The sequence below is a fragment of the Amycolatopsis benzoatilytica AK 16/65 genome, from assembly GCF_000383915.1.
GTDB lineage: Bacteria > Actinomycetota > Actinomycetes > Mycobacteriales > Pseudonocardiaceae > Amycolatopsis > Amycolatopsis benzoatilytica.
Genome location: NZ_KB912942.1, coordinates 7,442,384 through 7,463,719, shown reverse-complemented (window position 1 = coordinate 7,463,719; position 21,336 = coordinate 7,442,384). Strand labels below are relative to the sequence as shown.

General features: G+C 69.5%; 21 protein-coding genes and 1 riboswitch. Of the genes, 9 read left to right on the top strand and 12 right to left on the bottom strand.

Translation table 11 applies throughout. The annotated features are described in order from the left end of the window. Positions 1 to 104: 104 nt before the first annotated feature. Positions 105 to 965, top strand: coding sequence for a 3-hydroxybutyryl-CoA dehydrogenase (locus AMYBE_RS0134790; protein ID WP_084470264.1), 861 nt, complete (start codon positions 105 to 107; stop codon positions 963 to 965). 69 nt (positions 966 to 1,034) lie between these two features. Then, positions 1,035 to 1,871 (top strand): alpha/beta hydrolase, encoded by an 837-nt coding sequence (locus AMYBE_RS0134780; protein WP_020664011.1) that lies wholly within the window; start codon positions 1,035 to 1,037, stop codon positions 1,869 to 1,871. Here AMYBE_RS0134780 and AMYBE_RS0134775 read toward each other — a convergent pair. Genes AMYBE_RS0134775 through AMYBE_RS0134760 form a run of 4 tightly spaced genes read right to left on the bottom strand, consistent with a single transcriptional unit; the run spans position 1,861 to position 6,020 of the window. Then, positions 1,861 to 2,649: an ECF transporter S component gene (locus AMYBE_RS0134775; protein WP_020664010.1), complete on the bottom strand. Its 789-nt coding sequence runs from the start codon at positions 2,647 to 2,649 to the stop codon at positions 1,861 to 1,863. The two genes, AMYBE_RS0134780 and AMYBE_RS0134775, sit on opposite strands and share 11 nt — an antisense overlap. Then, positions 2,646 to 4,301 (bottom strand): ABC transporter ATP-binding protein, encoded by a 1,656-nt coding sequence (locus AMYBE_RS0134770; RefSeq protein ID WP_020664009.1) that lies wholly within the window; start codon positions 4,299 to 4,301, stop codon positions 2,646 to 2,648. Before AMYBE_RS0134770 ends, AMYBE_RS0134775 begins: the two co-directional genes overlap by 4 nt. Next, on the bottom strand, positions 4,298 to 5,380 hold the full coding sequence (locus AMYBE_RS0134765) for an energy-coupling factor transporter transmembrane component T (RefSeq protein ID WP_020664008.1): 1,083 nt from the start codon (positions 5,378 to 5,380) through the stop codon (positions 4,298 to 4,300). The genes AMYBE_RS0134770 and AMYBE_RS0134765 overlap by 4 nt, the downstream gene beginning before the upstream one ends. After that, positions 5,364 to 6,020: a hypothetical protein gene (locus tag AMYBE_RS0134760; protein WP_020664007.1), complete on the bottom strand. Its 657-nt coding sequence runs from the start codon at positions 6,018 to 6,020 to the stop codon at positions 5,364 to 5,366. The genes AMYBE_RS0134765 and AMYBE_RS0134760 overlap by 17 nt, the downstream gene beginning before the upstream one ends. Before the next feature lie 17 nt (positions 6,021 to 6,037). Then, positions 6,038 to 6,162: riboswitch (cobalamin riboswitch) on the bottom strand. A gap of 47 nt (positions 6,163 to 6,209) precedes the next feature. On the opposite strand from AMYBE_RS0134760, the gene AMYBE_RS0134755 reads away from it, so the two are divergent. Together AMYBE_RS0134755 and AMYBE_RS0134750 are read left to right on the top strand one after the other, a co-directional pair. After that, positions 6,210 to 7,106, top strand: coding sequence for a Gfo/Idh/MocA family protein (locus AMYBE_RS0134755; protein WP_020664006.1), 897 nt, complete (start codon positions 6,210 to 6,212; stop codon positions 7,104 to 7,106). 270 nt (positions 7,107 to 7,376) lie between these two features. Continuing rightward, the gene (locus tag AMYBE_RS0134750; protein WP_020664005.1) at positions 7,377 to 8,102 is read left to right on the top strand and encodes a GNAT family N-acetyltransferase; all 726 of its coding nucleotides are present in this window, start codon (positions 7,377 to 7,379) and stop codon (positions 8,100 to 8,102) included. On the opposite strand, the gene arfB is transcribed toward AMYBE_RS0134750, so the two are convergent. The 7 genes from arfB to AMYBE_RS0134715 all read right to left on the bottom strand — a co-directional run bounded on the left by arfB (position 8,099) and on the right by AMYBE_RS0134715 (position 14,280). Then, positions 8,099 to 8,527, bottom strand: a complete 429-nt coding sequence (arfB, locus tag AMYBE_RS0134745; protein ID WP_020664004.1) for an alternative ribosome rescue aminoacyl-tRNA hydrolase ArfB — start codon at positions 8,525 to 8,527, stop codon at positions 8,099 to 8,101. The two genes, AMYBE_RS0134750 and arfB, sit on opposite strands and share 4 nt — an antisense overlap. Before the next feature lie 53 nt (positions 8,528 to 8,580). Continuing rightward, positions 8,581 to 9,651, bottom strand: coding sequence for a phosphoribosylformylglycinamidine cyclo-ligase (purM, locus tag AMYBE_RS0134740; RefSeq protein WP_020664003.1), 1,071 nt, complete (start codon positions 9,649 to 9,651; stop codon positions 8,581 to 8,583). A 41-nt stretch (positions 9,652 to 9,692) separates the two neighbouring features. Continuing rightward, positions 9,693 to 11,219, bottom strand: coding sequence for an amidophosphoribosyltransferase (gene purF, locus AMYBE_RS0134735; protein ID WP_020664002.1), 1,527 nt, complete (start codon positions 11,217 to 11,219; stop codon positions 9,693 to 9,695). Positions 11,220 to 11,674: 455 nt separating this feature from the next. Then, the gene (locus AMYBE_RS0134730) at positions 11,675 to 12,061 is read right to left on the bottom strand and encodes a hypothetical protein (protein WP_020664001.1); all 387 of its coding nucleotides are present in this window, start codon (positions 12,059 to 12,061) and stop codon (positions 11,675 to 11,677) included. Further along, complete coding sequence (locus tag AMYBE_RS0134725; protein ID WP_020664000.1) at positions 12,048 to 12,287, bottom strand: DUF397 domain-containing protein; 240 nt, start codon at positions 12,285 to 12,287, stop codon at positions 12,048 to 12,050. Before AMYBE_RS0134725 ends, AMYBE_RS0134730 begins: the two co-directional genes overlap by 14 nt. A 554-nt stretch (positions 12,288 to 12,841) precedes the next feature. Beyond that, a complete protein-coding gene (locus AMYBE_RS0134720) occupies positions 12,842 to 13,720 on the bottom strand; it encodes a helix-turn-helix domain-containing protein (protein WP_020663999.1) in 879 nt (292 codons plus the stop codon). A 179-nt stretch (positions 13,721 to 13,899) separates the two neighbouring features. Beyond that, positions 13,900 to 14,280, bottom strand: a complete 381-nt coding sequence (locus AMYBE_RS0134715) for a sterol carrier family protein (RefSeq protein WP_154676390.1) — start codon at positions 14,278 to 14,280, stop codon at positions 13,900 to 13,902. A 59-nt stretch (positions 14,281 to 14,339) separates the two neighbouring features. On the opposite strand from AMYBE_RS0134715, the gene AMYBE_RS0134710 reads away from it, so the two are divergent. From AMYBE_RS0134710 to AMYBE_RS0134690, 5 genes are all read left to right on the top strand, one after another. Then, positions 14,340 to 14,993, top strand: coding sequence for a type VII secretion system-associated protein (locus AMYBE_RS0134710; RefSeq protein WP_020663997.1), 654 nt, complete (start codon positions 14,340 to 14,342; stop codon positions 14,991 to 14,993). Between the two features lie 102 nt (positions 14,994 to 15,095). Next, on the top strand, positions 15,096 to 15,890 hold the full coding sequence (locus AMYBE_RS0134705) for a lysozyme (protein WP_027928328.1): 795 nt from the start codon (positions 15,096 to 15,098) through the stop codon (positions 15,888 to 15,890). A 174-nt stretch (positions 15,891 to 16,064) separates the two neighbouring features. After that, positions 16,065 to 16,955: a lysozyme gene (locus AMYBE_RS0134700; protein WP_020663995.1), complete on the top strand. Its 891-nt coding sequence runs from the start codon at positions 16,065 to 16,067 to the stop codon at positions 16,953 to 16,955. Positions 16,956 to 17,134: 179 nt separating this feature from the next. Next, entirely contained in the window at positions 17,135 to 18,001 is an 867-nt protein-coding gene (locus AMYBE_RS0134695) for a hypothetical protein (protein WP_020663994.1), read from the top strand. Positions 18,002 to 18,004: 3 nt separating this feature from the next. Next, positions 18,005 to 18,958: a pentapeptide repeat-containing protein gene (locus AMYBE_RS0134690; RefSeq protein ID WP_020663993.1), complete on the top strand. Its 954-nt coding sequence runs from the start codon at positions 18,005 to 18,007 to the stop codon at positions 18,956 to 18,958. A gap of 57 nt (positions 18,959 to 19,015) precedes the next feature. On the opposite strand, the gene purL is transcribed toward AMYBE_RS0134690, so the two are convergent. Then, complete coding sequence (gene purL / locus AMYBE_RS42905) at positions 19,016 to 21,307, bottom strand: phosphoribosylformylglycinamidine synthase subunit PurL (protein WP_020663992.1); 2,292 nt, start codon at positions 21,305 to 21,307, stop codon at positions 19,016 to 19,018. Positions 21,308 to 21,336: the final 29 nt, after the last annotated feature.

Sequence of the window (21,336 nt, the reverse complement as noted above, 5' to 3'; positions counted from 1 at the left end):
ACACGCGAGGGTGGGATCGGGCTTACCGGCCCGGCTACGCCCTCGCGCGTTGTGTGCTGCCCGTTTTCCCGTGCTTGCCAGTGGGTGACTAAGGAGTTGTGCGGGTGTCAGACTTAGCGCGAGTAGGCGTGGTCGGAGCCGGGCTGATGGGCTCCGGCATCGCCGAGGTGCATGCCCGATCCGGGTTGGACGTGCTGGTCACCGAGGTGAACCAGCCCGCCCTCGACGCGGGCAAGGCGCGCATCGAGAAGTCGCTGCAACGCGGCGTCCGCAGCGGCAAGCTGGCCGCCGAGGACGCCGAAGCGGCTCTCGGGCGGCTGCGGTTCACCACCGACATCGCCCAGTTCGCGGACCGCGATCTGGTGATCGAGGCCATCCTGGAACAGGAACAGGCCAAGGTCGACGTGTTCCGGCAGCTGGACAAGATCGTCGAGCGCGAGGACGCGGTATTCGCGTCCAACACCTCGTCGATCCCGATCATGAAGCTCGGCATGGCCACCGGCCGTCCGCAGCAGGTGGTCGGCATCCACTTCTTCAATCCGGTGCCGGTGCTGCCGCTGGTCGAGCTGGTTCCCTCGCTGCTGACCAGCGAGGAAACCGCCCGCCGGGCCGAGGAGCACGCCACCGCGGCGCTGGGCAAGACGGTGATCCGGTCGCAGGACCGGGCGGGTTTCATCGTGAACTCGCTGCTGGTGCCGTACTTGCTGTCGGCGATCCGGATGATCGAGTCGGGCTTCGCCTCGGCGGAGGACATCGACCGCGGGATGGAGCTGGGCACGGCGCACCCGATGGGTCCGCTGCGGCTGTCCGACCTGATCGGGCTGGACACCATCAAGGCGATCGCGGACTCGATGTACGCCGAGTTCAAGGAGCCGCTGTACTCCTCGCCGCCGCTGCTGCTGCGCATGGTCGACGCCGGCTTGCTCGGCAAGAAGAGCGGCCGCGGGTTCTACTCCTACGCCTGACTTTCGTTGATCGGGTCCGCAACCTTTCGCCGCGGCGCGAACAGGTCGCGGCCCGTTTCACTGTGCGGCATGACTTCGACGTTCGTCTTCGCCGCCGGTGCCAACGGCGTGTCCGCCGCCCCCGCTGAGCTGGTGCGGCACGGATACCGCGGGGTGGGGGTGCCGCAGCCGGAGCAGCAGTTCCGGCTGTCCTACCAGGCCCCGCAGGACCTCGCGGCATTCGCGGCCGAACCGTCGGCGCTGGCCGGGGTGACGGTGGCGGATCAGGTCGCGGCCACCGTGGCCGTCGTGCGTCGAGCCGCCCAGCTGGGTCCGGTCGTACTGGTCGGATCGAGCATCGGCGGCGCGCTGATCACCCTGGTCGCGGAAGAAGTGCCAGAGCTGGTGGCCGCGCTGGTCTACGACGCCGCCTTCTGCTGTGTCGGCTTGGCCACTCCCGACGAGTACCTGGCGACGCCGGAAGGTACGGCGTCGCAGGCGATTGCGCTGGCCGGGTTCCTCGCGGCCGACCCCACCGTGATCGGGGCGATGCGGTTCAACTGGCGGTCCGGCTCAGCCGCCGCGCTGGCCGCGGCCAAGGAAGCACTGTGCGCGGACGCGACCGACGGCGAGTTCTTCGGCCTGCTGAACGCGATGGCCCCGGACGACCTCCTCGGACGCGGCTCGACCGACTCTCGGGGCACCGCTTCCCGATGGGGACGAGTGCCGCGGCATTACGTCCGGCACCTGCGCGACCACGTGGTGCCGCTCGCCCTCCAGGACCGGATGATCGCCGAGGCGGACGACGGCACCCCGGAGAACCGGTTCGAGGTGCACGACGTCGACACCTCGCACTTCCCGGACGCGGCCGGGATGGCCCAGTTCGTGGAGGTGCTGGACAAGATCGGCCGCTCGGTCAGCGAATGAACGCGGCTCGGCGCGCGGCCCGGCGGAGCACGATCAGGATCGCCGGACCGAGCACCAGGATCGCGGTCAGGTTCGTGATCGCGCGGCCGGTGTCCCAGCCCAGCGTGGACGTCAGCACGGTGAACACCAGGAACCGGTGCAGGTTGTCGCCGAGCGGGCCGCCCGGGACGAAGTTGAGCGCGGTCTGGTTCGCCAGGAACGGCCAGGTGAACATGCTCATCGCCAGGCCGTAGAAGTACGCGGCGAGCACGCCGTAGCCGGCCAGCATCGCGATTTCCCCCCGGCCGCGAACCCGGCGCGGCAGCAGCCCGGCACCGAGGCCGACCAGCGACGACGCCAGCATCTGGAACGGCAGCCACGGCCCGACGCCGCCGGTGAGCAGAGCGGACGCGAACAACGACGTCGAGCCGAGGACGAAACCGAATCCCGGGCCGAAGACCCGGCCGGCCAGCACGAGCAGGAAGAACACCAGCTCGATCCCGCCGGTGCCGGCGCCCAGCGGACGCAGCGCGGCGTTCACCGCGGACAGCACGCCGAGCAGCGCGAGCGCCTTCGCGTCGAGACCGCCGCTGGTCAGTTCGGCCAGCACGATCAGGATCAGCACGGGCAGCGTCACGAGGAAGACGAACGGCGCGTCGGACACGTGCGCGGAGGTGCCGACCGAACCGCTCGACAGCAATGGCCAGCAGAACATCGCCAGTCCGAGCACGACCGCGATGGTCAGCACTAGCGCTGAGCGGTGCCGGATACGGACGGCTGGGCCGAGGAAGTCGGTCACGCTAGCGCCCTTGCCACTGCCTCGACCGTGAGCCAGGGTTCCGGAGCGAGAATCTTGGCCACCTGCGGCGCGAAGGCGGGCGAGGCCACGACAACATCGGCGGTCGGGCCGTCGGCGACCACTTCACCTTCCGCGAGGACGACGACGCGGTGTGCGGCGGACGCGACGAACTCGACGTCGTGGGTGGCCAGCAGGACGGCGTGTCCGCCGGCGGCGAGGCCGGCGAGGATGGCCGCGAAGTGCCGCTTCGCCGGGTAGTCGAGGCCGCGAGTGGGCTCGTCGAGCAGGACGACCGGCGGCGCGGCGGCCAGCTGCACGGCGAGGACCAGGGCCAGGCGCTGGCCCTCGGACAGGTCGCGCGGGTTCGTCTCGTCGGCGACCCCGGGGACGAGCCGGTCGAGCAACGCGCGCGCGGTACCGGATTCCACGCCGGATTCGGCGTCGGCCTGGCGGCATTCCGCCGCGACCGAATCGAGGTACAGCAGGTCCGCCGGGGTTTGCGGGACCAGGCCGACCCGGGTGCGAGCGGCGCGGGTCCGCAGCGTCTTCGGGTCCACGCCGAGCACGTCCACGACGCCTGCCGACCGGGGTCCGCTGCCCTGCAGCGCCCACAGCAGCGAGGACTTGCCCGAGCCGTTGCGGCCCATCAACGCGACGACTTCGCCTCGGTTCAGCTGGAGGTCGACACCGCGAACCGCGTGCACTCCGCGGTACCGGACCCACACCCCATTCGCCTTGAGCACCACCTCCCCAGCGCGCCCCAATGTGGCATTGGGTGCATGCGGTGCACCCAATGTGGCATTGGGTGCATCTGACGCACCCAATGTGGCATTGGGGTGTTTGGACAGGCGGTCCCGGAGCGGACCGGCGAGACGGCGGGCATCGCGTACCGACAACGGCAGCGGCGACCAGCCCGCGAGCCGGCCCAGCTCCACGATCGGCGGTGCGACGTCAGTCTCGGCGAAGACTTCCGCCGGCGGGCCGGACACGACGGTGCCGTCGCCAGGCAGGTAAAGCAGGCGGTCGGCGTACTGCGCGACGCGCTCCATCCGATGCTCGGCGACCACGACCGTCGTGCCGAGGTCGTGCACCAGGCGGGTGATCGCGGCCAGCACTTCCTCGGCCGCGGTCGGGTCGAGCGCCGAAGTCGGCTCGTCCAGCACCAGCACGCTCGGGTGCGCGGTGAGCACAGCGCCGATCGCGACCCGCTGCTGCTGCCCGCCCGAAAGCGTCCGAAGCGGGCGGTTGCGGAGTTCGGCGATACCGAGCAAGTCCAGGGTTTCCTCGACGCGCTTGCGCATCACGTCCGGCGCGATGGCGAGCTGCTCCATCGCGTAGGCGAGTTCTTCCTCGACGGTGTCGGTGACGAACCCGGCCAGCGGATCCTGCCCGACCATGCCGACCACCGACGCCAGCTCGCGCGGCGGATGGGTCGCGGTGTCCCGGCCGTCGACCTCGACCCGGCCGGACAGCACGCCGCCGGTGAAGTGCGGGACAAGCCCGTTCATCGCACCCAGCAATGTCGACTTGCCGACTCCGGTCCGGCCTGCGACGAGACAGAGTTCGCCCTCCTCGATGACGAAGCTGACGTCGCGGAGCACCGGATGGTCCGCCCCGTCGTAGGTGACGCTGACGTGCGAGAACTCGATCATTGGGCGACCTCCGACGCCAGCGCCGGACGCGGCGCGAACCAAGCGGGCAACACGCCGAGCAGCACCGCGACCGTCGGCAGCAGCGGCAGCTCCGGCCAGGTCGGCGGACTGGCCGAGGTAGCGAGCGAAACCGGGTCCGCCACCAGCATCAGCACCGCGGTGGCGACGCCGCACAACACGACCAGCGTTTCCGGCAGCCGCCACGGATCGGGCCGGTAAGTCGTGCGCTGGATTTGCCGTCCTCCCACCACGAATCCGGCGGCGGCCAGGCCGAGGCCGACGATCAGCATCGGGAGGCCGAGCCACGACGACGACCCGTCCAGCACGCCGTACACGCCCACCGCGACGCCGACCAGCCCAGCCAGCACGCAGGTCGCGATGAGCAGCCGGATGCGCGGCGAAAGGTAGCCGCGCCGTCCGTAACCGCGGGAATCCATCGCCGCGGCGAGCTGCAGTGACCGGTCCATAGCGTCGGCCAGCACCGGCACGAAGATCCCCTTCACGAAACGCAAACCACGCGTCCGACCGGCCCGAAGCCGGCGCGCACGACGCACTCGCTGGACGCTCTCGACCAACTGCGGCGCGACCGAAAGCGCGACCGTGACCGCCGTGCCCACCTCGTACAGCGCTCCGGGAACGGCTTTGAGCAGGCGTTTCGGGTTCGCCAGCGCGTTCGCGGCACCGACGCACAGCACGATCGCGGCCAGCCGGAGGCCGTCGTAAAAGCCGCCCAGCAACGCCTCGGCCGAGATGGGGCCGAGAAGCTGGATGCCGGCAGCGACCTTCGGCAGCGGGATAGTCGGCAGCGTGAACAGGACGTGCCCGCCTTCGTCTCCCCCGATCAGGATCCGGAACAGCACACGGGACACCAGGATCACGCCGGCGACCCAGGCGTACATCCGGAACGCCAGAGCCCACGGCGCGTCGCCGCGACGAAGCACCACGACGAACCCGGCAACCGCGATGACCAGCGCCAACAGCAGCGGATTCGTGGTGCGGCTCGCGGCGACAGCGAGCGCGAGCGCCCACCCCCACCATGCGCCGGGGTGCAGCGCCCGCGGATCAGTCGTTCGCAGCACGCCTGCGGCGCATCGCGATGACCGTGCCGGCCGCTGCGAGCACGACGACGACCGCGATGCCGATCACCAGGCCCCAAGGGAACCCGGTTGAACCCTCGGACGCGGCCGCTGGCGCCGGAGCGGGCGCGTTGGCCTTGCGCACCGGCTCGACCCGCGGCGGCGGGTATTCGGCGTAGCTCTTGCCCATCGCGAACGACCAGCCCTCGAACGCCCCGGCCGGCGGCTTCCAGCTCTGCGCGCCGACCTGCGCCGATGCCCACTTGCCGTGCTCGCCGGTCCAGAAGCTCCAGGAGGCGCTCTCCGGCGGCATGCCGGTGCACGCCTGATCGGCGGGCTTGCCCTCGATCTTGCACAGCACCGCGAGGCCGTACTTGCCCGCGCCGGTCAGCTCAAGCCCGGCGTTTTGCAGCGCGGTGACGCCGTTTTCCTGCTTGCCGGGAGCGCATCGGATGAGGGTTTCGCCGCCGAGCCCCTGGAAGTCGACGATGACGGTGACGCCGTTGTCGTCCTGGCAGTAGCCCGGGGTGCCTTTGCCAGACACCGTCGCCGAGGCGGAGGACACTCCGCCGAGACCGGTGGCGATCAGGAGAGCGCAGCCGACGACGACTCGTCCCCAGTTCCGCGCGTGCACGAACTGCATGTCAGATGAACCTCGCATCGATCGGACCACGACGGGCGATCCGGCTCACGGCCCGCGCGGGCCGCTCACGGTTGCGGGTCAGCGCCGGATTCCCACCGGCTTCCCCCGTTCGTGGCGAAGAACCTGTCGACGTTAACGCACCGCGGGCACCCGCCGGTAGCGACTGCGGACACACCTACACTTCCGGGCGTGGGACAGGACCAGCTGCGCGTCGGCCTCGTCGGAACCGGACCGTGGGCGACTACGGTGCACGCCCCCGGGCTGGCGGATCATCCAGGCACGGTGCTGAGCGCCGTGTGGAGCCGGCGTCCGGAGGCCGCTGCCGAGCTGGCTCAGGCGTACGACGCCGTGCCGACCAATGACCTGGACGAACTGTTTTCCCAAGTCGACGCCCTCGCGTTCGCGGTGCCGCCAGCCGTGCAGGCGGAGCTGGCGACCCGGGCGGCGGAAGCCGGCAAGCACCTGATCCTGGAAAAGCCGATCGCCGCCGACCTGGCCAGCGCGCAACGCCTGGCCGAAGCGGTGACCTCGGCCGGCGTCGCGTCGCTGGTGATGCTGACCTTGCGCTTCGCCCAGCAGACCCGCGACTGGCTGGCCGGCGTCACGTCCACCGACGGCTGGCGAGGCGGTGACGTGCGCTGGCTGTCCGGCGCGCTGCTCGCCGGGAAATACGCGACGTCGCTTTGGCGGCAAGACCCGACGGCCGGTGCGTTGGCGGACATCGGACCGCACGCGTTCGACCTGCTCGACGCGGCGCTCGGCCCGATCATCGACGTCCTCGCCGCGCACTGCGGTCCCGACGACCTGTGGCAGCTGTTGCTGGAACACGAAGGCGGAATCACGAGCACCGCGACGCTGTCGCTGCGGATGCCGGTCCAGCCGACAGTGGTCGAGTACTCGGTCTACGGCGACCACGGCCTCCGCACCCTGGGCCGCGGAGGCGCGGCGACGGACTCGTACACGGCACTGCTGGACGATTTCGCCGCGATGGTGGCCAGCGGGACGACGACACACCCCTGCGACGTCCGACGCGGACTGCACTTGGCGCGGATCGTGGACCGGGCACGGGCGGTCGCGTTCCGGTAAGTCCACTGTGGACCTGCCGGTAATTCGGTTGCGCGGGGTGCGAGCATGAGCGGGAAGTTCGTTTCGGACGAAGGAATGCCTATGTGCTCCGCCCCGGCCTGCACCGGCCGGGACTTGGCCTGATCCCGCAGGCTCGGTTCGCCCCGCGCCCGGTGTGCCGATCAGTTCGGTTGTTTCGTGCTGCCCGCCTTCCGCTGCGGTGCGCGTCGCGACGTCCGGGCAGCACCACTTCCCCGATTGGGCATTCCTTCCGAAAGGCTTCCACCCCAGATGCTTCAGGCGTACGTCCGCTCCACCGCACCGATCGGCCGCGACTCCGCGCGGATCGGCCCGTTCCTGGCCACCTTCGCCAAGGACACGAACCACCCGATGCTCAACTACGCCATCCCGGACGACGGCGCGACTCCCTCGTCCGCCGACGTCACCGCCCTGGTTTCCGCCTACCGGGAGCGAAACCTGCTGCCCCGGCTGGAGTTCTTCACCGAATCCGCCCCGGCCGTCGAGGCCGCGCTCACCGCGCACGGGTTCACCCTCGAACGGCGCGTGCCCGTCATGACCTGTACCGCCGAGGACCGCGTCAATCTTCCCGCGCCACAAGGAATCCGGCTGCGCGAACCAGCCACCGACGATGATCTCCGCCGGCTTCGATCGGTGCAGAATGTCGCGTTCGGCGAAGCGCCCGACGTCTCCGACGCCGACATCGAACGCAGCCGCGACCGCCTCACGATCCTGGCCGAGGACGGCGACACGATCGTCGGCGGCGGAATCGCGATGGAAATCGTCGCCGCCACCACGGAAATCGGCGGCATCGCGGTGGCCGCCGACTACCGCGGCCGGGGTATCGCGGCGGCGATCACCGCGCTCATCACCCGGCGCGCGCATGAACGCGGCGTGCGCACGGCGTTCCTCACTCCGGGCGACGTGGGAATCGGCACGGTGTACCGCCGAGCGGGATTTCACGTCGACGGCGAATGCGTGCACCTGTCGCTGAGCTAATCGTCGAACCGGCCGCCGCGGCCGCGTTTCACGTCGCCGCGGCGTTTCTTCGCGGCCAGGCGTCGTTCCTTCGAGCCTCGGGAAGGCTTGGTGGGACGCCGTTTGGCTGGCGGCGGGGCGGACGCTTTCGCCAGCACGTCCGCCAGCCGCTCGCGAGCCGCGTCGCGGTTCATCAGTTGCGACCGGTACTCGCTGGCCGCGATGGTCAGCACGCCGTCGACCAGGCGGCTGCCCAGCCGGGCCGTGATGCGTTCTTTCAGCGCGGACGGGATCACCGCGGAGCTCGCGACGTCGAACGACAGCTCGACGCGCGAGTCCGTCGTGTTCACGCCCTGCCCTCCCGGTCCGGACGACCGGGAGAACCGCTCGCGCAGTTCGGCGCCCGGGATCACGAACCGGGCGCCGACGCGTACGTCCTCCGCCATGCCTTCAGTGTCTCAAGTACCCGGCGAACCGGTTAACCGGTTTTTCGCGGGGCTCAGAACCGCGGGTGGTCGCCGGACAGGACCGCGCGCGGGCCGTCCGGGTCTTCCGCCGGCCGCACGTCGCCGAGGATCCACGCGGGCACGTGCCGGGCGGTCAGCACCGCCAGCGCCCGGTCCGCGTCCTCGGCGGACACGATCGCGACCATCCCGACGCCCATGTTGAACGTCTTCTCCAGCTCGGCGCGCTCGACCTTGCCGCGCTGCCCGATCACCGCGAACACCGGGGCCGGCGTCCAGGTGCCGCGTTCGAGCTGGGCGACCAGCCCTCGCGGCATGACCCGGGCCAGGTTGGCCTCCAAGCCGCCGCCGGTGATGTGCGCGAACGTGCGCACCTCGGCCTCGGCGACCAGCGCGAGGCAGTCCTTCGCGTAGATCTTGGTCGGTTCGAGCAGTTCCTCGCCGAGCGTGCGGCCAAACTCCTCGACATGCCCGCCCAGCGGCATCCGTGCGATGTCCAGCAACACGTGCCGGGCCAGCGAGTAGCCGTTGGAGTGCAGGCCGGACGAGCCCATTCCGATCACGACGTCGCCCGGGCGGACCTTCTCCGGCGACAACAGCGCGGACGCCTCGACCGCGCCGACGCCGGTGGCCGACAGGTCGTAGTCGTGCTCGCCCATCAGCCCCGGGTGCTCGGCCGTCTCGCCGCCGAGCAGCGCGCAGCCGGCCTGGACGCAGCCCTCGGCGATGCCGCCGACCAGCGCCGCGATCTTCTCCGGCACGACCTTGCCGACCGCGATGTAGTCCTGCAGGAACAGCGGCTCGGCCCCGGTCACCACCAGGTCGTCGACGACCATCGCGACCAGGTCGATGCCGACCGTGTCGTGCTTGTCGAGCGCCTGCGCGACAGCGATTTTGGTGCCGACACCGTCGGTGGACGACGCGAGGATCGGGTCTTTCCACTTGTCGAGCTTGAAGGAGAAGAGCCCGGCGAAACCGCCGACCCCGCCGCGCACCTCGGGCCGGGTGGCCCGCTCGGCGTGTGGCTTGAGCAGCTCGACGGCCTGGTCGCCGGCGTCGATGCTGACGCCTGCGGCGGCGTACGTGGCGCTCGTGGACTCGCTCACGGAAGCGGACTCCCTACTGGACATGCTCGATTGACTTGTGGTCACGGACGCCGGACGGCGTCTTCGGCACCGTACCCGGCCGCGGTGACCGGGGTCGCCGCGCCACCGGCCGCGTCCATGCTTTCCAGCAGGTGCTTGCCGATGAGTGCGTCGTCGGGCAGCGGAATCGGGTATTCGCCGGAGAAGCAGGCGGTGCACAACCGGCTCTTCGGCTGCTCCGAGGCCGCGACCAGGCCGTCCAGCGAAATGTAGCCGAGCGAATCGGCCCCGATGGACCGGCGGATGCCGTCCAGGTCGACGCCGTTGGCGACGAGTTCCGCCCGGGAGGCGAAGTCGATGCCGTAGAAGCACGGCCAGCGCACCGGCGGCGAAGCGATCCGCACGTGCACCTCGAGCGCACCGGCCTCGCGCAGCATCCGCACCAGGGCGCGCTGGGTGTTGCCGCGGACGATCGAGTCGTCCACCACGACCAGGCGCTTGCCGCGGATGACGTCGCGCAGCGGGTTCAGCTTCAGCCGGATGCCCAGCTGCCGGATGGTCTGCGACGGCTGGATGAAGGTGCGCCCGACGTAGGCGTTCTTGACCAGGCCGGTGCCGTAGGGCAGGCCCGAGCCCTGCGCGTAGCCGATCGCGGCCGGGGTGCCGGACTCCGGAACCGGCATGACCAGGTCCGCGTCCGCCGGGTGCTCGGCGGCGAGCCGGCGGCCGATCTCGACGCGCGTGGCGTGCACGCTGCGGCCGGCGATCGAGGTGTCCGGACGCGCCAGGTAGACGTACTCGAAGACGCAGCCCTTGGGTTCCGGGTTGGCGAACCGCGAGGAGCGCAGCCCTTCGGCGTCGATCGCGATCAGCTCGCCCGGCTCGACCTCGCGTACGAACGACGCACCGCAGATGTCGAGCGCGGCGGTCTCGCTGGCGACGACCCAGCCGCGCTCCAGCCGGCCGAGCACCAGCGGGTGCACGCCGTGCGGGTCGCGGGCGGCGTAGAGGGTGTTCTCGTCAGAGAAGACCAGGCAGAACGCACCCTTGAGGGTGGGCAGCAGATCCATCGCGGCGGCTTCGATGCCCTTGTCCGCGGCGGTCGCCGCGAGGAGTCCGCAGACCAGGTCGGAGTCGCTGGACGATCCGGTGAGCCCGGCGTGCGGTTTGAGCCCGGCGGCGACGGTGCGTTCGTGCAGTTCGGCGGTGTTGACCAGGTTGCCGTTGTGCGCGAAGGACAGGCCGCTGCCGGTGGCAGTGGTGCGGAAGATCGGCTGGGCGTTTTCCCAGATCGTGGCGCCGGTGGTGGAGTACCGGCAGTGCCCCACCGCGATGTGGCCCTGCAGCGACTGCAGGACCTGCTCGTCGAAGACCTGGCTGACCAGCCCGAGGTCCTTGAAGACGACGATCTGCGAGCCGTCGGAAACCGAGATGCCGGCTGCCTCCTGCCCGCGGTGCTGCAGGGCGTAAAGGCCGTAGTAGGTGAGCTTGGCGACTTCTTCCCCGGGAGCCCAGACGCCGAAGACGCCACACTCCTCACGAGGTTCCGGTTCGGGTTGATCAGGACTTACGGAGGGGTCGGAAACCACCGAGGAGCTCCCAGGACGACGTGGGCGGGCCGCCACCAGTGTAAGGGCTGGACCGCGCGGCCAGCCGGTCCGTGACGTGGTTCTGACCACTACGGGGGAGGTCTGCGCGAGCAGTGCTCTCGGATCGGATCGGGTGATCGTGACGGAAATGAACCAGGCCCCGCACGCAGTGGATCGGGACACTTCGTGCGGGGCCTGAAACTCCGGGGCGCGGCGGGATGCCGGATCGGCGGGCCGAGGTGGGCGGCACGCTGGGCGGCACCGCTCGCGCGGACCAGTCCGGGCGAGTCAGTCGAGACGAACCAGAAGGCCGGGACACGCCCAGCCGGTCTAACCTCTCGGCGGCACGCCGGCGGACCTTCGCGTACCGCGGCCTCGCCGACGCCGAGGGCCCGGGCGGACTGGCTGATCGGGACAGCCAGCACGTCGCCGCGAACCTGCGCCGACTGAGCGAATCAGCGGGCAGCGAGCCACTTCGAACGGCCACCGCGGCCGGGGACCCAGCAGCCGTTCGCGGCCGGGACGGCGTCGGAGTGTCGCTCGGGAAGCGCCAGCACCTCGCCGATCACCTGGCCGGCCTCGCCACGCGAACGCCAGAGCGTCGACGCGGGCTCGAAGATGTTCTGCTCGCCGCCGGGAAGGCGGGCGGCCTCCACGTCGTCCTCAGCGTTGAGCCGGACGACATCAACCACGTTGTCGTGCACCCGCACTCCGACGACGGCCTGCACCTCGCCGAGCTCGTTCGTCGGGTGGACGAACTGGTAGCCACGGGCGATCAGTTGCCGCAGGCCGCGCTCGATGTCGAAACCGGAGCCGACCACGCTCGCCTCAGCCGAGGACATCGTCGAATTCGCCGTCCTTCGCACCGGCGAGGAAGGCGGCCATCTCCGCGCGGGTGTAGACGAGCGCCGGGCCTTCGGGGAAACGGGAGTTCCGCATCGCGATCTCGCCGGAAGTCAGCGGGGCGACCTCGACGCAGTTGCCCACCGCGCCGCTATAGCTGGCCTTGCGCCACTGCGCGCCGGTCAGGCGGTCGGCCGGAATGCCGTTCTCGAACCGTTCAGCCATGGTGCCCACCTTCCAAGAAGAACGAGGGAAAGCTCAGGAATCTGCATGTGCATCTGCCTGTGATGGGGACGCTAGCACGCGCGCATGCAGCGGTAAATGCACGTGCAGAATTTCCTGCAAATTTCTCACTGCGTGACGAGCGGTTTCAGTAGAAGTTCCCGGTCAGGTGATTCGAGCACTACCCGAACGGGCTACACACTACTGAACGTCAGCAGATTCGGGATTCTTGAGCGCAGAGTGTCCGAGACTCGCCGCCACTGGGCGCGAGGAGTGAACGGCGGACACGGAAAGTGAAGTACCGAGTCGATACGGGAGTGACGTCCGACCAGGTCAGCGAAAGGGTTTTCCGGACTGATGCACGCACGGTGATGAATAACGGGTGCGATTGTTCTCAATTCGGCTACTCGTTCCCCGTTCGGCGGGAAACCAGACGCGGGGTGGGACGAACAGCAGGTCGCGGCAACTCGAAGTCGGTTTCGCAGTCGGACCGGACGCCGCGCTGTGGAGACAGCGCTCATGCCCGACCCGGCAAGAGGGAGCCCGAGAGCGACGGCCTAGATCTCCGCCTTACGCTTGGCGATCCGCGACCGGCTGCGCTCCGGCGTCTCCGCGTCCACGGCCAGCAGGTCCAGCGCCCGGCTGTACTTCTCGATCTCTTCGCGCTTGTCCAGGTAGTGCGCGCCCGTCAGGTACTCGACGTACACGATGTTCGGCAGCTCCGACTCGGCGAAGCGCAGCAGCGAGAACGCGTGTTCCGCGGACAGACCGCTCCGGCAGTACGGCAGGATCTGCACCGACACGTGCGGCAGCGTCGTCACCTCGAGCAGGTACTCCAGCTGCTGCTTGAACACCTTCGGCCCGCCGATCGGCCGGAACAGCACCGACTCGTCGAGCACCGCCCAGATCCGCGGCGCGTCCGGACGGGCCAGCATCTTCTGCCGCCGCATGCGCAGCGCTACCAGCTGGTCAACGCGTTCGTCGGCGAGTTCCGGCCGGCCATGACTGAAGATCGCCCGGGCGTACTGCTCGATCTGAAGCAGACCGGGCACGAACAACGGCTCCCAGGTCTGGATCCGGGACGCCGCCTCCTCCAAACCGACGAGGTCGGTGAACCAGTTCGGCACCGTCTCGCCGAACTTCCGCCACCAGCCCGCTTCGTTGGACTGCTTGACCATGTCGAGGAACGACTTGCGCTCGTTCTCGTCGGCGACGCCGTACATCGTCAGCAGGTCGGCGACGTCGCGTTCCTTGAAGCCGACGCGACCCAGTTCCAGCCGCGAGATCTTCGATTCCGAGCCGCGGATGTTGTAGCCGGCCTGCTGCCGGGTGATGCCCGCTTCCTCACGGAGCTTCCGAAGCTGCGAGCCGAGGATCATCCGGCGCGCCGTCGGGCCGAGGCTCTGCTCGCCAGCGGACGCGTTCACCGCGTTCATGACCTGGGCCTTTCCTCGCCGCTCGATGCCGTTCGATCGTCTGCCAAAACTAGGTCCGACTACCCAAAGTACACGTGGGGCACCGCTCCGGACAGGGCGGCACGGGCCGGTCCACCGGGCGATTCTACGGAGTGTGGGCCTTCGGCGACACTGTCCGCAAGCGATTGCCCACGGAAAAATCAGATCCGCACGACCGGCAGCCAGTGCGACAGGTCCGCGCGGCTGCCCGACGCGGACACCCGCGCGGCGGCCACCGCCTCGTCCCAGCCGAGCAGCCCGGTGGCCAGTTCGAGCCAGGTCCGGCCGTCGGTTTCGACCACGTTCGGAGGGGTGCCGCGAGTGTGGCGCGGGCCTTCGATGCACTGCACCGCCGCGAACGGCGGGACCCGTACCTCGACGGTGTGGCCGGGGGCGTCCTGGGCGAGCGTGCGCAGCGTCGCGCGCACCGCGGCGGCCATCGCCGGCCGGCCCGGATCCGGCCCGGCACCTCGCAACCAGTCCGAAACGGCCATCACCGCCGCCCGTAACTGAGCGGGATCGACCGAACGCGAAGAGGCCATGCCTCAACAGTAGAGTGATCGCAGACGGACTTTCAGGCACCCGGCACCGAAGGACGGCGATGGCGCAGCGGGACGAAGCAGATCGGATGGTTTCCCGGACTTCGGCAGGCAAGCGCGCCCGGCGCAACGCGTACCCGCGCCAAGGACCGCAGGGCAAACCCGAGATCACCCCCGAGATGCGCACCAACGCCCGGACCAATCCGAACAGCTGGCTGTACGTCATCGACGAGGCGTTCGACGCCCGCGGCCCGGTGCCGTCGTGGGCCGTCGTCGGCGCGTACCCGGTGAACGGCACCGGCGAGGTCGTCGAGGACTTCCACCCCAACGACCGCTACCGGCCCTCGCCGAAGGCGCTCGGTTTCCCGGAGCCTCGCAACGAACTCGAGCGGCTGCTGCAGCTGGTCCGCGCCGAGCACCGGCCCGCCGAAGACCTGCCGCGCGTCATCCTCGATTCGACGCTGCTGGTCTACGCCATGTCGCCGCTGCAGCGCACGGTTATCGGCTTCCACAACGCGGACGGCCGGGTCATGGTGCCCGCCTACACCACGAAGGCCCTCGTGCCGCGCGAGTGGCCGCTCGCCCGCGCGGTGCTCGGCCGCGACATCGTCAACCTGCTCGCCGGGCATCCGATCGCGATCAACCCGCACGACCTGATCACGGCAGTGGTCCCGGCCGAGCACCTGCTCAAGGCGATCGCCGAAGAACGCCGCTGACCTGGGCCGACCACTCTCCAGAGTGATCATCGAGTCGCTGAACCTTGATCTTCCGGGCATCGTGACGCGCAGGAGTACACGTGTCCGGTGAAGGAGCCCCAGGTGAAGCGTCGTCTGCTGCTGCGCTGGAGCGCGGTTCTGGTCGCCGGCATCGCCGGCGCGTCGTTCGCCACCCCGGCCGAGGCGGGGCCGAACCCGGAGGACAACTACGCCGGCTCGCAGATCGAAAAGCACGAAGGCGTGCTCGGGCTGCCGATCGGCTACTCGACAGACGACCAGTACCTCGGCCACGACGTGAGCGGCCATCAAGGCCCGGTCGACTGGGCTGCCGCGGTCGGGGCGGGCGCGAAGTTCGTGTATGTCAAAGCGACCGAGGGCACCACGTTCGTCAGCAAGCAGTTCAGTCAGCAGTACAACGGCTCCTATGACGCCGGGATCGTGCGCGGCGCCTATCACTTCGGCCTCCCGGACGTGTCCGACGGCGCGAGCCAGGCGAACTACTTCCTCGCGCACGGCGGCGGCTGGTCCGGCGACGGCAGGACCCTGCCCGGTGCGCTCGACATGGAATACAACCCTTACGGCGACACGTGTTACGGCAAAGACGCGGCTGGCATGGTCGCGTGGATCCGCTCGTTCTCCGACACCTATCGCGCCCGCACCGGACGGCTGCCGACTATCTACACGTCCACCAGCTGGTGGAAACGATGCACCGGAAACGACCCTTCTTTCGGAGGGAATCCGCTGTGGATCGCGCGCTACAACTCGCAGATCGGCGAGCTGCCCGCGGGCTGGCGGGAGCAGGCCATCTGGCAGTTCGCGGACGCCGGCGCGCTGCCCGGCGACCAGAACTGGCTCAACGGAACGCAGGCCGCGCTGCGCAATCTGGCATTCGGGTGAACGTTCGCGACAACGTCACGAATTGCTCATCACTCCCCGATGAAAATCACCCACCCGTCCATTCATCTTCACGGAACTTGATGACAAACGCGGATCCGTCCTCAAGAATCTCCCCCGTGGCGGCTACCTGCACATAGCCGCCCTCCGCGAGGGTATCCGTGAAGGGATTCGACGATGTCCATTTCCCGAAGAGGCCGGCGCACCGCACTGCTTTCCGCGCTGACCGTCCCCGTTGTGGCGCTCCTGCTCGGCGCTGCGACCCAGGCGACCGCGGCAGGCGCCCAGTCCCCGCTTTCGACGCGGGAGATCAACGCCGTCAACGCTGACATCCAGGCACACAACCACGTGCTGGGGTCGCAGATCCGCCGCGTCGAGGGCGACCAATCCACTCCGGCGTCGAAGGCGGCCGCGCAGCAGCCGCAACCCGCGACCGCGCTCCCGAACCAGGTCGCGGCGACGGTGGACGGCATCGACGTGTCCGGATACCAGGGCAACGTCGACTGGGGCTATTGGTGGGGCCAGGGCAAGCGGTTCGTCTGGACCAAGGCCACCGAAAGCACGAGTTACACGAACCCGTACTTCGCCCAGCAGTACAACGGTTCCTACAACCAGGGCTTCATCCGCGGCGCATACCACTTCGCCACGCCGGACACGTCCAGCGGCGCGGCGCAGGCGAACTACTTCGTCTCGCACGGCGGCGGCTGGTCCGGCGACGGCAAGACCCTGCCCGGCGTGCTCGACATCGAGTACAACCCTTACGGCGCAACGTGTTACGGCTTGAGCCCGTCGGCGATGACAGCGTGGATCAAGGACTTCCACGACACCTATCACGACCTCACCGGCCGCTGGCCGGTCATCTACACGTCGACGAACTGGTGGAATCAGTGCGTCGACGGCGACTTCTCCAGCACCGCGCCGCTGTGGATCGCCCGGTACTCGTCGACGGCGGGACCGCTGCCGTACAACTGGGGCTACTACACCGTGTGGCAGTACACCTCGAGCCCGATCGACCAGGACACCTTCAACGGCGCCTACGACCGGCTCCAGGCACTCGCCAACGGCTGATCACGGGTCGCTGGCTCCCGGTCGCCGCGTCCAGTTCCGGGCACGGCGACCGGGAGCCGCTTTTATGCCGGCTTCACTCGCCTTGCACAATGCAGACCTGGGGCGGAGACGGAACCGCCAGGGCCGGCGGGGCGTCAGACCGCGGCGCGAGTCGGTGCAGCAGGAAGGCGGAACCGAAGATGACTTACCCACCGCAGCCCGGGCAGGGCGGGGACCCGTACGGCCAGGGCTGGCAGCAGCCGGGCTCCGGCGGCGTGCCGCAGCAGCCGGGGTGGGACCCGAACGCCCAGCAGCAGCCGGCCTGGGATCCCAATGCGCAGCAGCAGCCGGGGTGGGACCCGAACGCTCAGCAGCAACAGCCGGCGTGGGACCCGAACGCCCAGCAGCAGTACCCGGGCGGACCGTACCCGCAGCAGCCCTACCAGGGCACTCAGCAGTTCCCGCAGCAGGGCTGGGACCAGAGCCAGTACCCCGGCGGCCCGGGCGGCGAGCCGCCGAAGGGCAACAAGACCGGGCTGTGGATCGGCATCGCGGTCGCGGTCGTGCTGGTCGCCGCACTGGGCATCACCGGCTTCGTCGCGCCGGGCTTCTTCCTGAGCAAGGACAAGAGCGACAACCAGGCGCAGAACCAGTCGCAAGCTCCGGTGCCGTCGCAGCAGGCACCGGCTTCGTCGTCGGCGCAGCTGCCGTCGGACGACCCGTCCGAGCCGACCGACAGCGGTACTCCGGGCAGCGGCGGTGCGGACACCGCCCAGGTTAAGCAGCTCGCCGACAACTTCATCGGCAAGCTCAACGCCAAGGACAGCGCCGGTGCGTCCGCGATGCTGTGCGCCAGCGCCAAGAGCAGTGGGTCCGCGCAGAAGAACATCGACGAGGCGGTGAGCAGCGACCCGCAGCTCACGATCAAGCAGCTGAACGCGAACCCGTACCTGTCGACCGCCACGCTCGGCGGCTCGATGTCCGGTAAGACGGCCAACGGCTTGATGCTGCTCGACCCGAACAACGGCAACCTCTGCATCAGCTCCTTCACCGTTTTCGCCTTCTGATTCGTGCGTTCGCCTCTGCTGTGGACGTTCGTCGCGTCCGTGGTTCTGCTGTGCGGGGTCGGCGGCTGGCTGCTCGCCGACCCCGCCACCAGCCGCAGTGACGCGCTGAAGACTGGCGGGCTCGCCGGCGGTGCAGTGGTGGCGCTGTACGCACTGTGGCTCAACGATCGCCGCCGCCGGGTCGAAGAGGCCCGGCAGACGATCGAACAGCAGCGGCACGACGTCGACCGGGAACGGATCTCGGACGAGCGGTTCGCCAAGTCGGTGGAACTGCTCGGCCACGACGCCGACCAGGTGCGTGTCGGCGCTCTGCACGCACTGGCCGGGCTGGCGCGCAGCCGCCCGGAGTACCGGCAGACCGTGCTGGACGTGCTGTGCTCCTACCTCCGGCGGCCGTATTCGCACGGCCGTTACTCCGGGAACCCCGGCACTCCGGACGAAGAACGCGAACTGCAGGTCCGGCTCACCGCGCAACGCCTGGTCGGCGATCTGCTGCCGCCCGCTGACGCGCCCGGCCCGGGACCGGATCTCGATCTGACCGGGGCGGCGCTGGAATACTTCGATCTTTCCCGCCGCCGGATCGGCGGACTGCTGCTGCGGAACGCTTCGCTGTACAGCAGCACCAATTTCAGCGGCTGCGTGTTCACCGGGGCGGCGTTTTTCACCGCGGCGGGCACCGGTCCTGGGCGGCTGGTAGGCAATTTTCACTGCCGGGACGCGGTTTTTCAGGACCGGGCGTGGTTTTCCGGAACCGAGTTCGCGGAGCGGGCAGACTTCACCGGAACCCGGTTCGCGGGGCGGACGACGTTCAAGGAGACGGTGTTCGCCAAGGAAGCGGTGTTCACCGATACGTCCTTTGTGGACGACGCCGAGGTGCGGCTGCCGAAGGGGTGGCAGCTGGCGCGGTCCGGGAACAACAGCTGGGTCGCGGTGGCGGACCAGGCCGCAAAGCCGTGAAGGGAACATTGAGGGACTCTGAGTCCCTCAATGTTCCCTTCACGGCCGGCTAGCGCCTCAGTTGAACAGCGCCGGCAGCGTGCTCTCCCACGCCTCGCGCAGTTCCTGGGTGGTGAACTCGGTGACGCCCTGCAGTTCCAGCGTTCCCGACTCCGGGTCGACCACGCCGGTCTTGCGCCACGGCAGGCCGCGGGCGGTGCACATTTCCGTGAACCGCAGCTCTTCCGTGCGCGGGACGGCCACCAAGACGCGGCCGGACGACTCGGAGAACAGCTGCACGAACGGGTCCTGGTCGCGGTCGAGGAAGACCCGGGCCCCGCACTGTCCGATCAGGACAGTCTCGGTGAGGGCCTGCGCCAGTCCGCCGTCGGCGAGGTCGTGCGCGGCGGAGATCATGCCGTCGCGCGAACCGGCCACCAGCACCTCGGCCAGCAGCTTCTCCCGGGCCAGGTCCACCTTCGGCGGGACGCCGCCGAGGTGGCCGTGCAGCTCGCGGGCCCAGGCCGAGCCGTCCAGCTCGTCGTGGGTTTCGCCGAGCAGCAGCAGGGTCTCGCCCGCTTCCGCGCCGATGCCGGTAGGGATGCGGCGGGTGACGTCGTCGATCACGCCGAGGACCGCGATCACCGGAGTGGGCAGGATCGCCGTGTCACCGGTCTGGTTGAAGAAGCTGACGTTGCCGCCGGTGACCGGGATGCCCAGCTCGACGCAGGCGTCCGCGAGGCCGTGCACGGCCCGCTCGAACTGCCACATCACGCCCGGGTCGGTCGGCGCGCCGAAGTTCAGGCAGTCGGACACCGCGACCGGGGTCGCGCCGCCGGTCGCCACGTTCCGGTACGCCTCGGCCAGCGCGAGCTGCGCGCCGCGGTACGGGTCGAGGTAGACGAACTTCGCGTTGCAGTCGGTGGACACCGAGACGCCGCGGTTGCTCTCCTCGTCGATCCGGATCATGCCCGAGTCGGACGGCTGGGCGAGCACCGAGTTGCCGCGCACGTAGCGGTCGTACTGGGAGGTCACCCATTCCTTCGACGCCTGGTTCGGCGACGCGATGAGCTTCAGGAAGTCCGCGCGCAGCTCGTCGGGCGTCGACGGGCGGGGCAGCTTCGCCGAGGTGTCGGCGACCAGGCCGTCCTGGAACGCCGGGCGCTCGATCGGGCGGTCATAGACCGGGCCCTGGTGCGCGACGGTGTGCGCAGGCACGTCGACCACGATCTCGTCGTTCCAGGTGATGACGAGGTGCTCGCCGTCGGTGACCTCGCCGATGTCGGTGGCGAGGACGTCCCACTTGGCGCACACCGCCATGAACGCCTCGACGTTCTCCGGCGCGACGACCGCGCACATGCGTTCCTGCGATTCGCTCGAGAGCACCTCGGCCGGGGTCATCCCGGTGGCGCGCAGCGGAACCCGGTCCAGGTAGATGTGCATGCCGCCGTCGCCGGCCGCCGCCAGCTCGGACGTCGCGCAGGACAGCCCGGCGCCGCCGAGGTCCTGGATGCCGATGACCAGCTTCTCGCGGAACAGGTCGAGGCAGCACTCGATGAGCACCTTCTCGGTGAACGGGTCGCCGACCTGCACGCTCGGCAGCTTGCGCCGGCCGGCCGCGGACTCGTCGCCGGAGAAAGTGTCGCTGGCGAGCACGGACACGCCGCCGATGCCGTCGAGGCCGGTGCGCGCGCCGAACAGGATGATCTTGTTGCCAGCGCCGGACGCGAACGCCAGGTGCAGGTCCTCGGTGCGCATCGCACCGACGCAGAGCGCGTTGACCAGCGGGTTTCCCGCATACGACGGGTCGAAAACCAGCTCGCCGCCGATGTTCGGCAGGCCAAGGCAGTTGCCGTAGCCGCCGACGCCCGCGACCACGCCGGGGAGCACGCGCTTGGTGTCGGGTGCGTCGGCGGGGCCGAAACGCAGCGCGTCCTGCACCGCGAGCGGGCGCGCGCCCATCGCCATGATGTCGCGCACGATGCCGCCGACGCCGGTGGCAGCGCCCTGATACGGCTCCACGTAGGACGGATGGTTGTGGCTCTCCACCTTGAAGGTGACCGCCCAGCCGTCGCCGATGTCGACGACGCCCGCGTTCTCGCCGATGCCGGCCAGCATCTTGGCCTTCATCTCGTCGGTGGCGGTTTCGCCGAAGTAGCGCAGGTGCTTCTTCGAGGACTTGTAGGAGCAGTGCTCGCTCCACATCACCGAGTACATCGCGAGCTCGGCGTCGGTGGGCCGGCGGCCGAGGATCTCCCGGATCCGCGCGTACTCGTCGTCGGCGAGGCCGAGTTCGACGTACGGCTGGCTCGTTTCCGGGGTCGCCGCGGCCGCTGCGGTGGTGTCTGTACTAACAACAGTGCTGGTCACAGTGTTTGTCCGACTGTCCGTGTCAGGGT

Excerpts from the sequence above, each read along its gene's own strand:
- AMYBE_RS0134715 (WP_154676390.1), bottom strand. The coding sequence starts at position 14,280 with ATGGCCTCTTCGCGTTCGGTCGATCCCGCTCAGTTACGGGCGGCGGTG.
- arfB (WP_020664004.1), bottom strand. The coding sequence starts at position 8,527 with ATGGCGGAGGACGTACGCGTCGGCGCCCGGTTCGTGATCCCGGGCGCC.
- AMYBE_RS0134710 (WP_020663997.1), top strand. The coding sequence starts at position 14,340 with ATGGCGCAGCGGGACGAAGCAGATCGGATGGTTTCCCGGACTTCGGCA.
- AMYBE_RS0134760 (WP_020664007.1), bottom strand. The coding sequence starts at position 6,020 with ATGCAGTTCGTGCACGCGCGGAACTGGGGACGAGTCGTCGTCGGCTGC.
- AMYBE_RS0134750 (WP_020664005.1), top strand. The coding sequence starts at position 7,377 with ATGCTTCAGGCGTACGTCCGCTCCACCGCACCGATCGGCCGCGACTCC.
- AMYBE_RS0134730 (WP_020664001.1), bottom strand. The coding sequence starts at position 12,061 with ATGTCCTCGGCTGAGGCGAGCGTGGTCGGCTCCGGTTTCGACATCGAG.
- AMYBE_RS0134780 (WP_020664011.1), top strand. The coding sequence starts at position 1,035 with ATGACTTCGACGTTCGTCTTCGCCGCCGGTGCCAACGGCGTGTCCGCC.
- AMYBE_RS0134770 (WP_020664009.1), bottom strand. The coding sequence starts at position 4,301 with ATGATCGAGTTCTCGCACGTCAGCGTCACCTACGACGGGGCGGACCAT.
- AMYBE_RS0134725 (WP_020664000.1), bottom strand. The coding sequence starts at position 12,287 with ATGGCTGAACGGTTCGAGAACGGCATTCCGGCCGACCGCCTGACCGGC.
- AMYBE_RS0134695 (WP_020663994.1), top strand. The coding sequence starts at position 17,135 with ATGACTTACCCACCGCAGCCCGGGCAGGGCGGGGACCCGTACGGCCAG.
- AMYBE_RS0134720 (WP_020663999.1), bottom strand. The coding sequence starts at position 13,720 with ATGAACGCGGTGAACGCGTCCGCTGGCGAGCAGAGCCTCGGCCCGACG.
- AMYBE_RS0134700 (WP_020663995.1), top strand. The coding sequence starts at position 16,065 with ATGTCCATTTCCCGAAGAGGCCGGCGCACCGCACTGCTTTCCGCGCTG.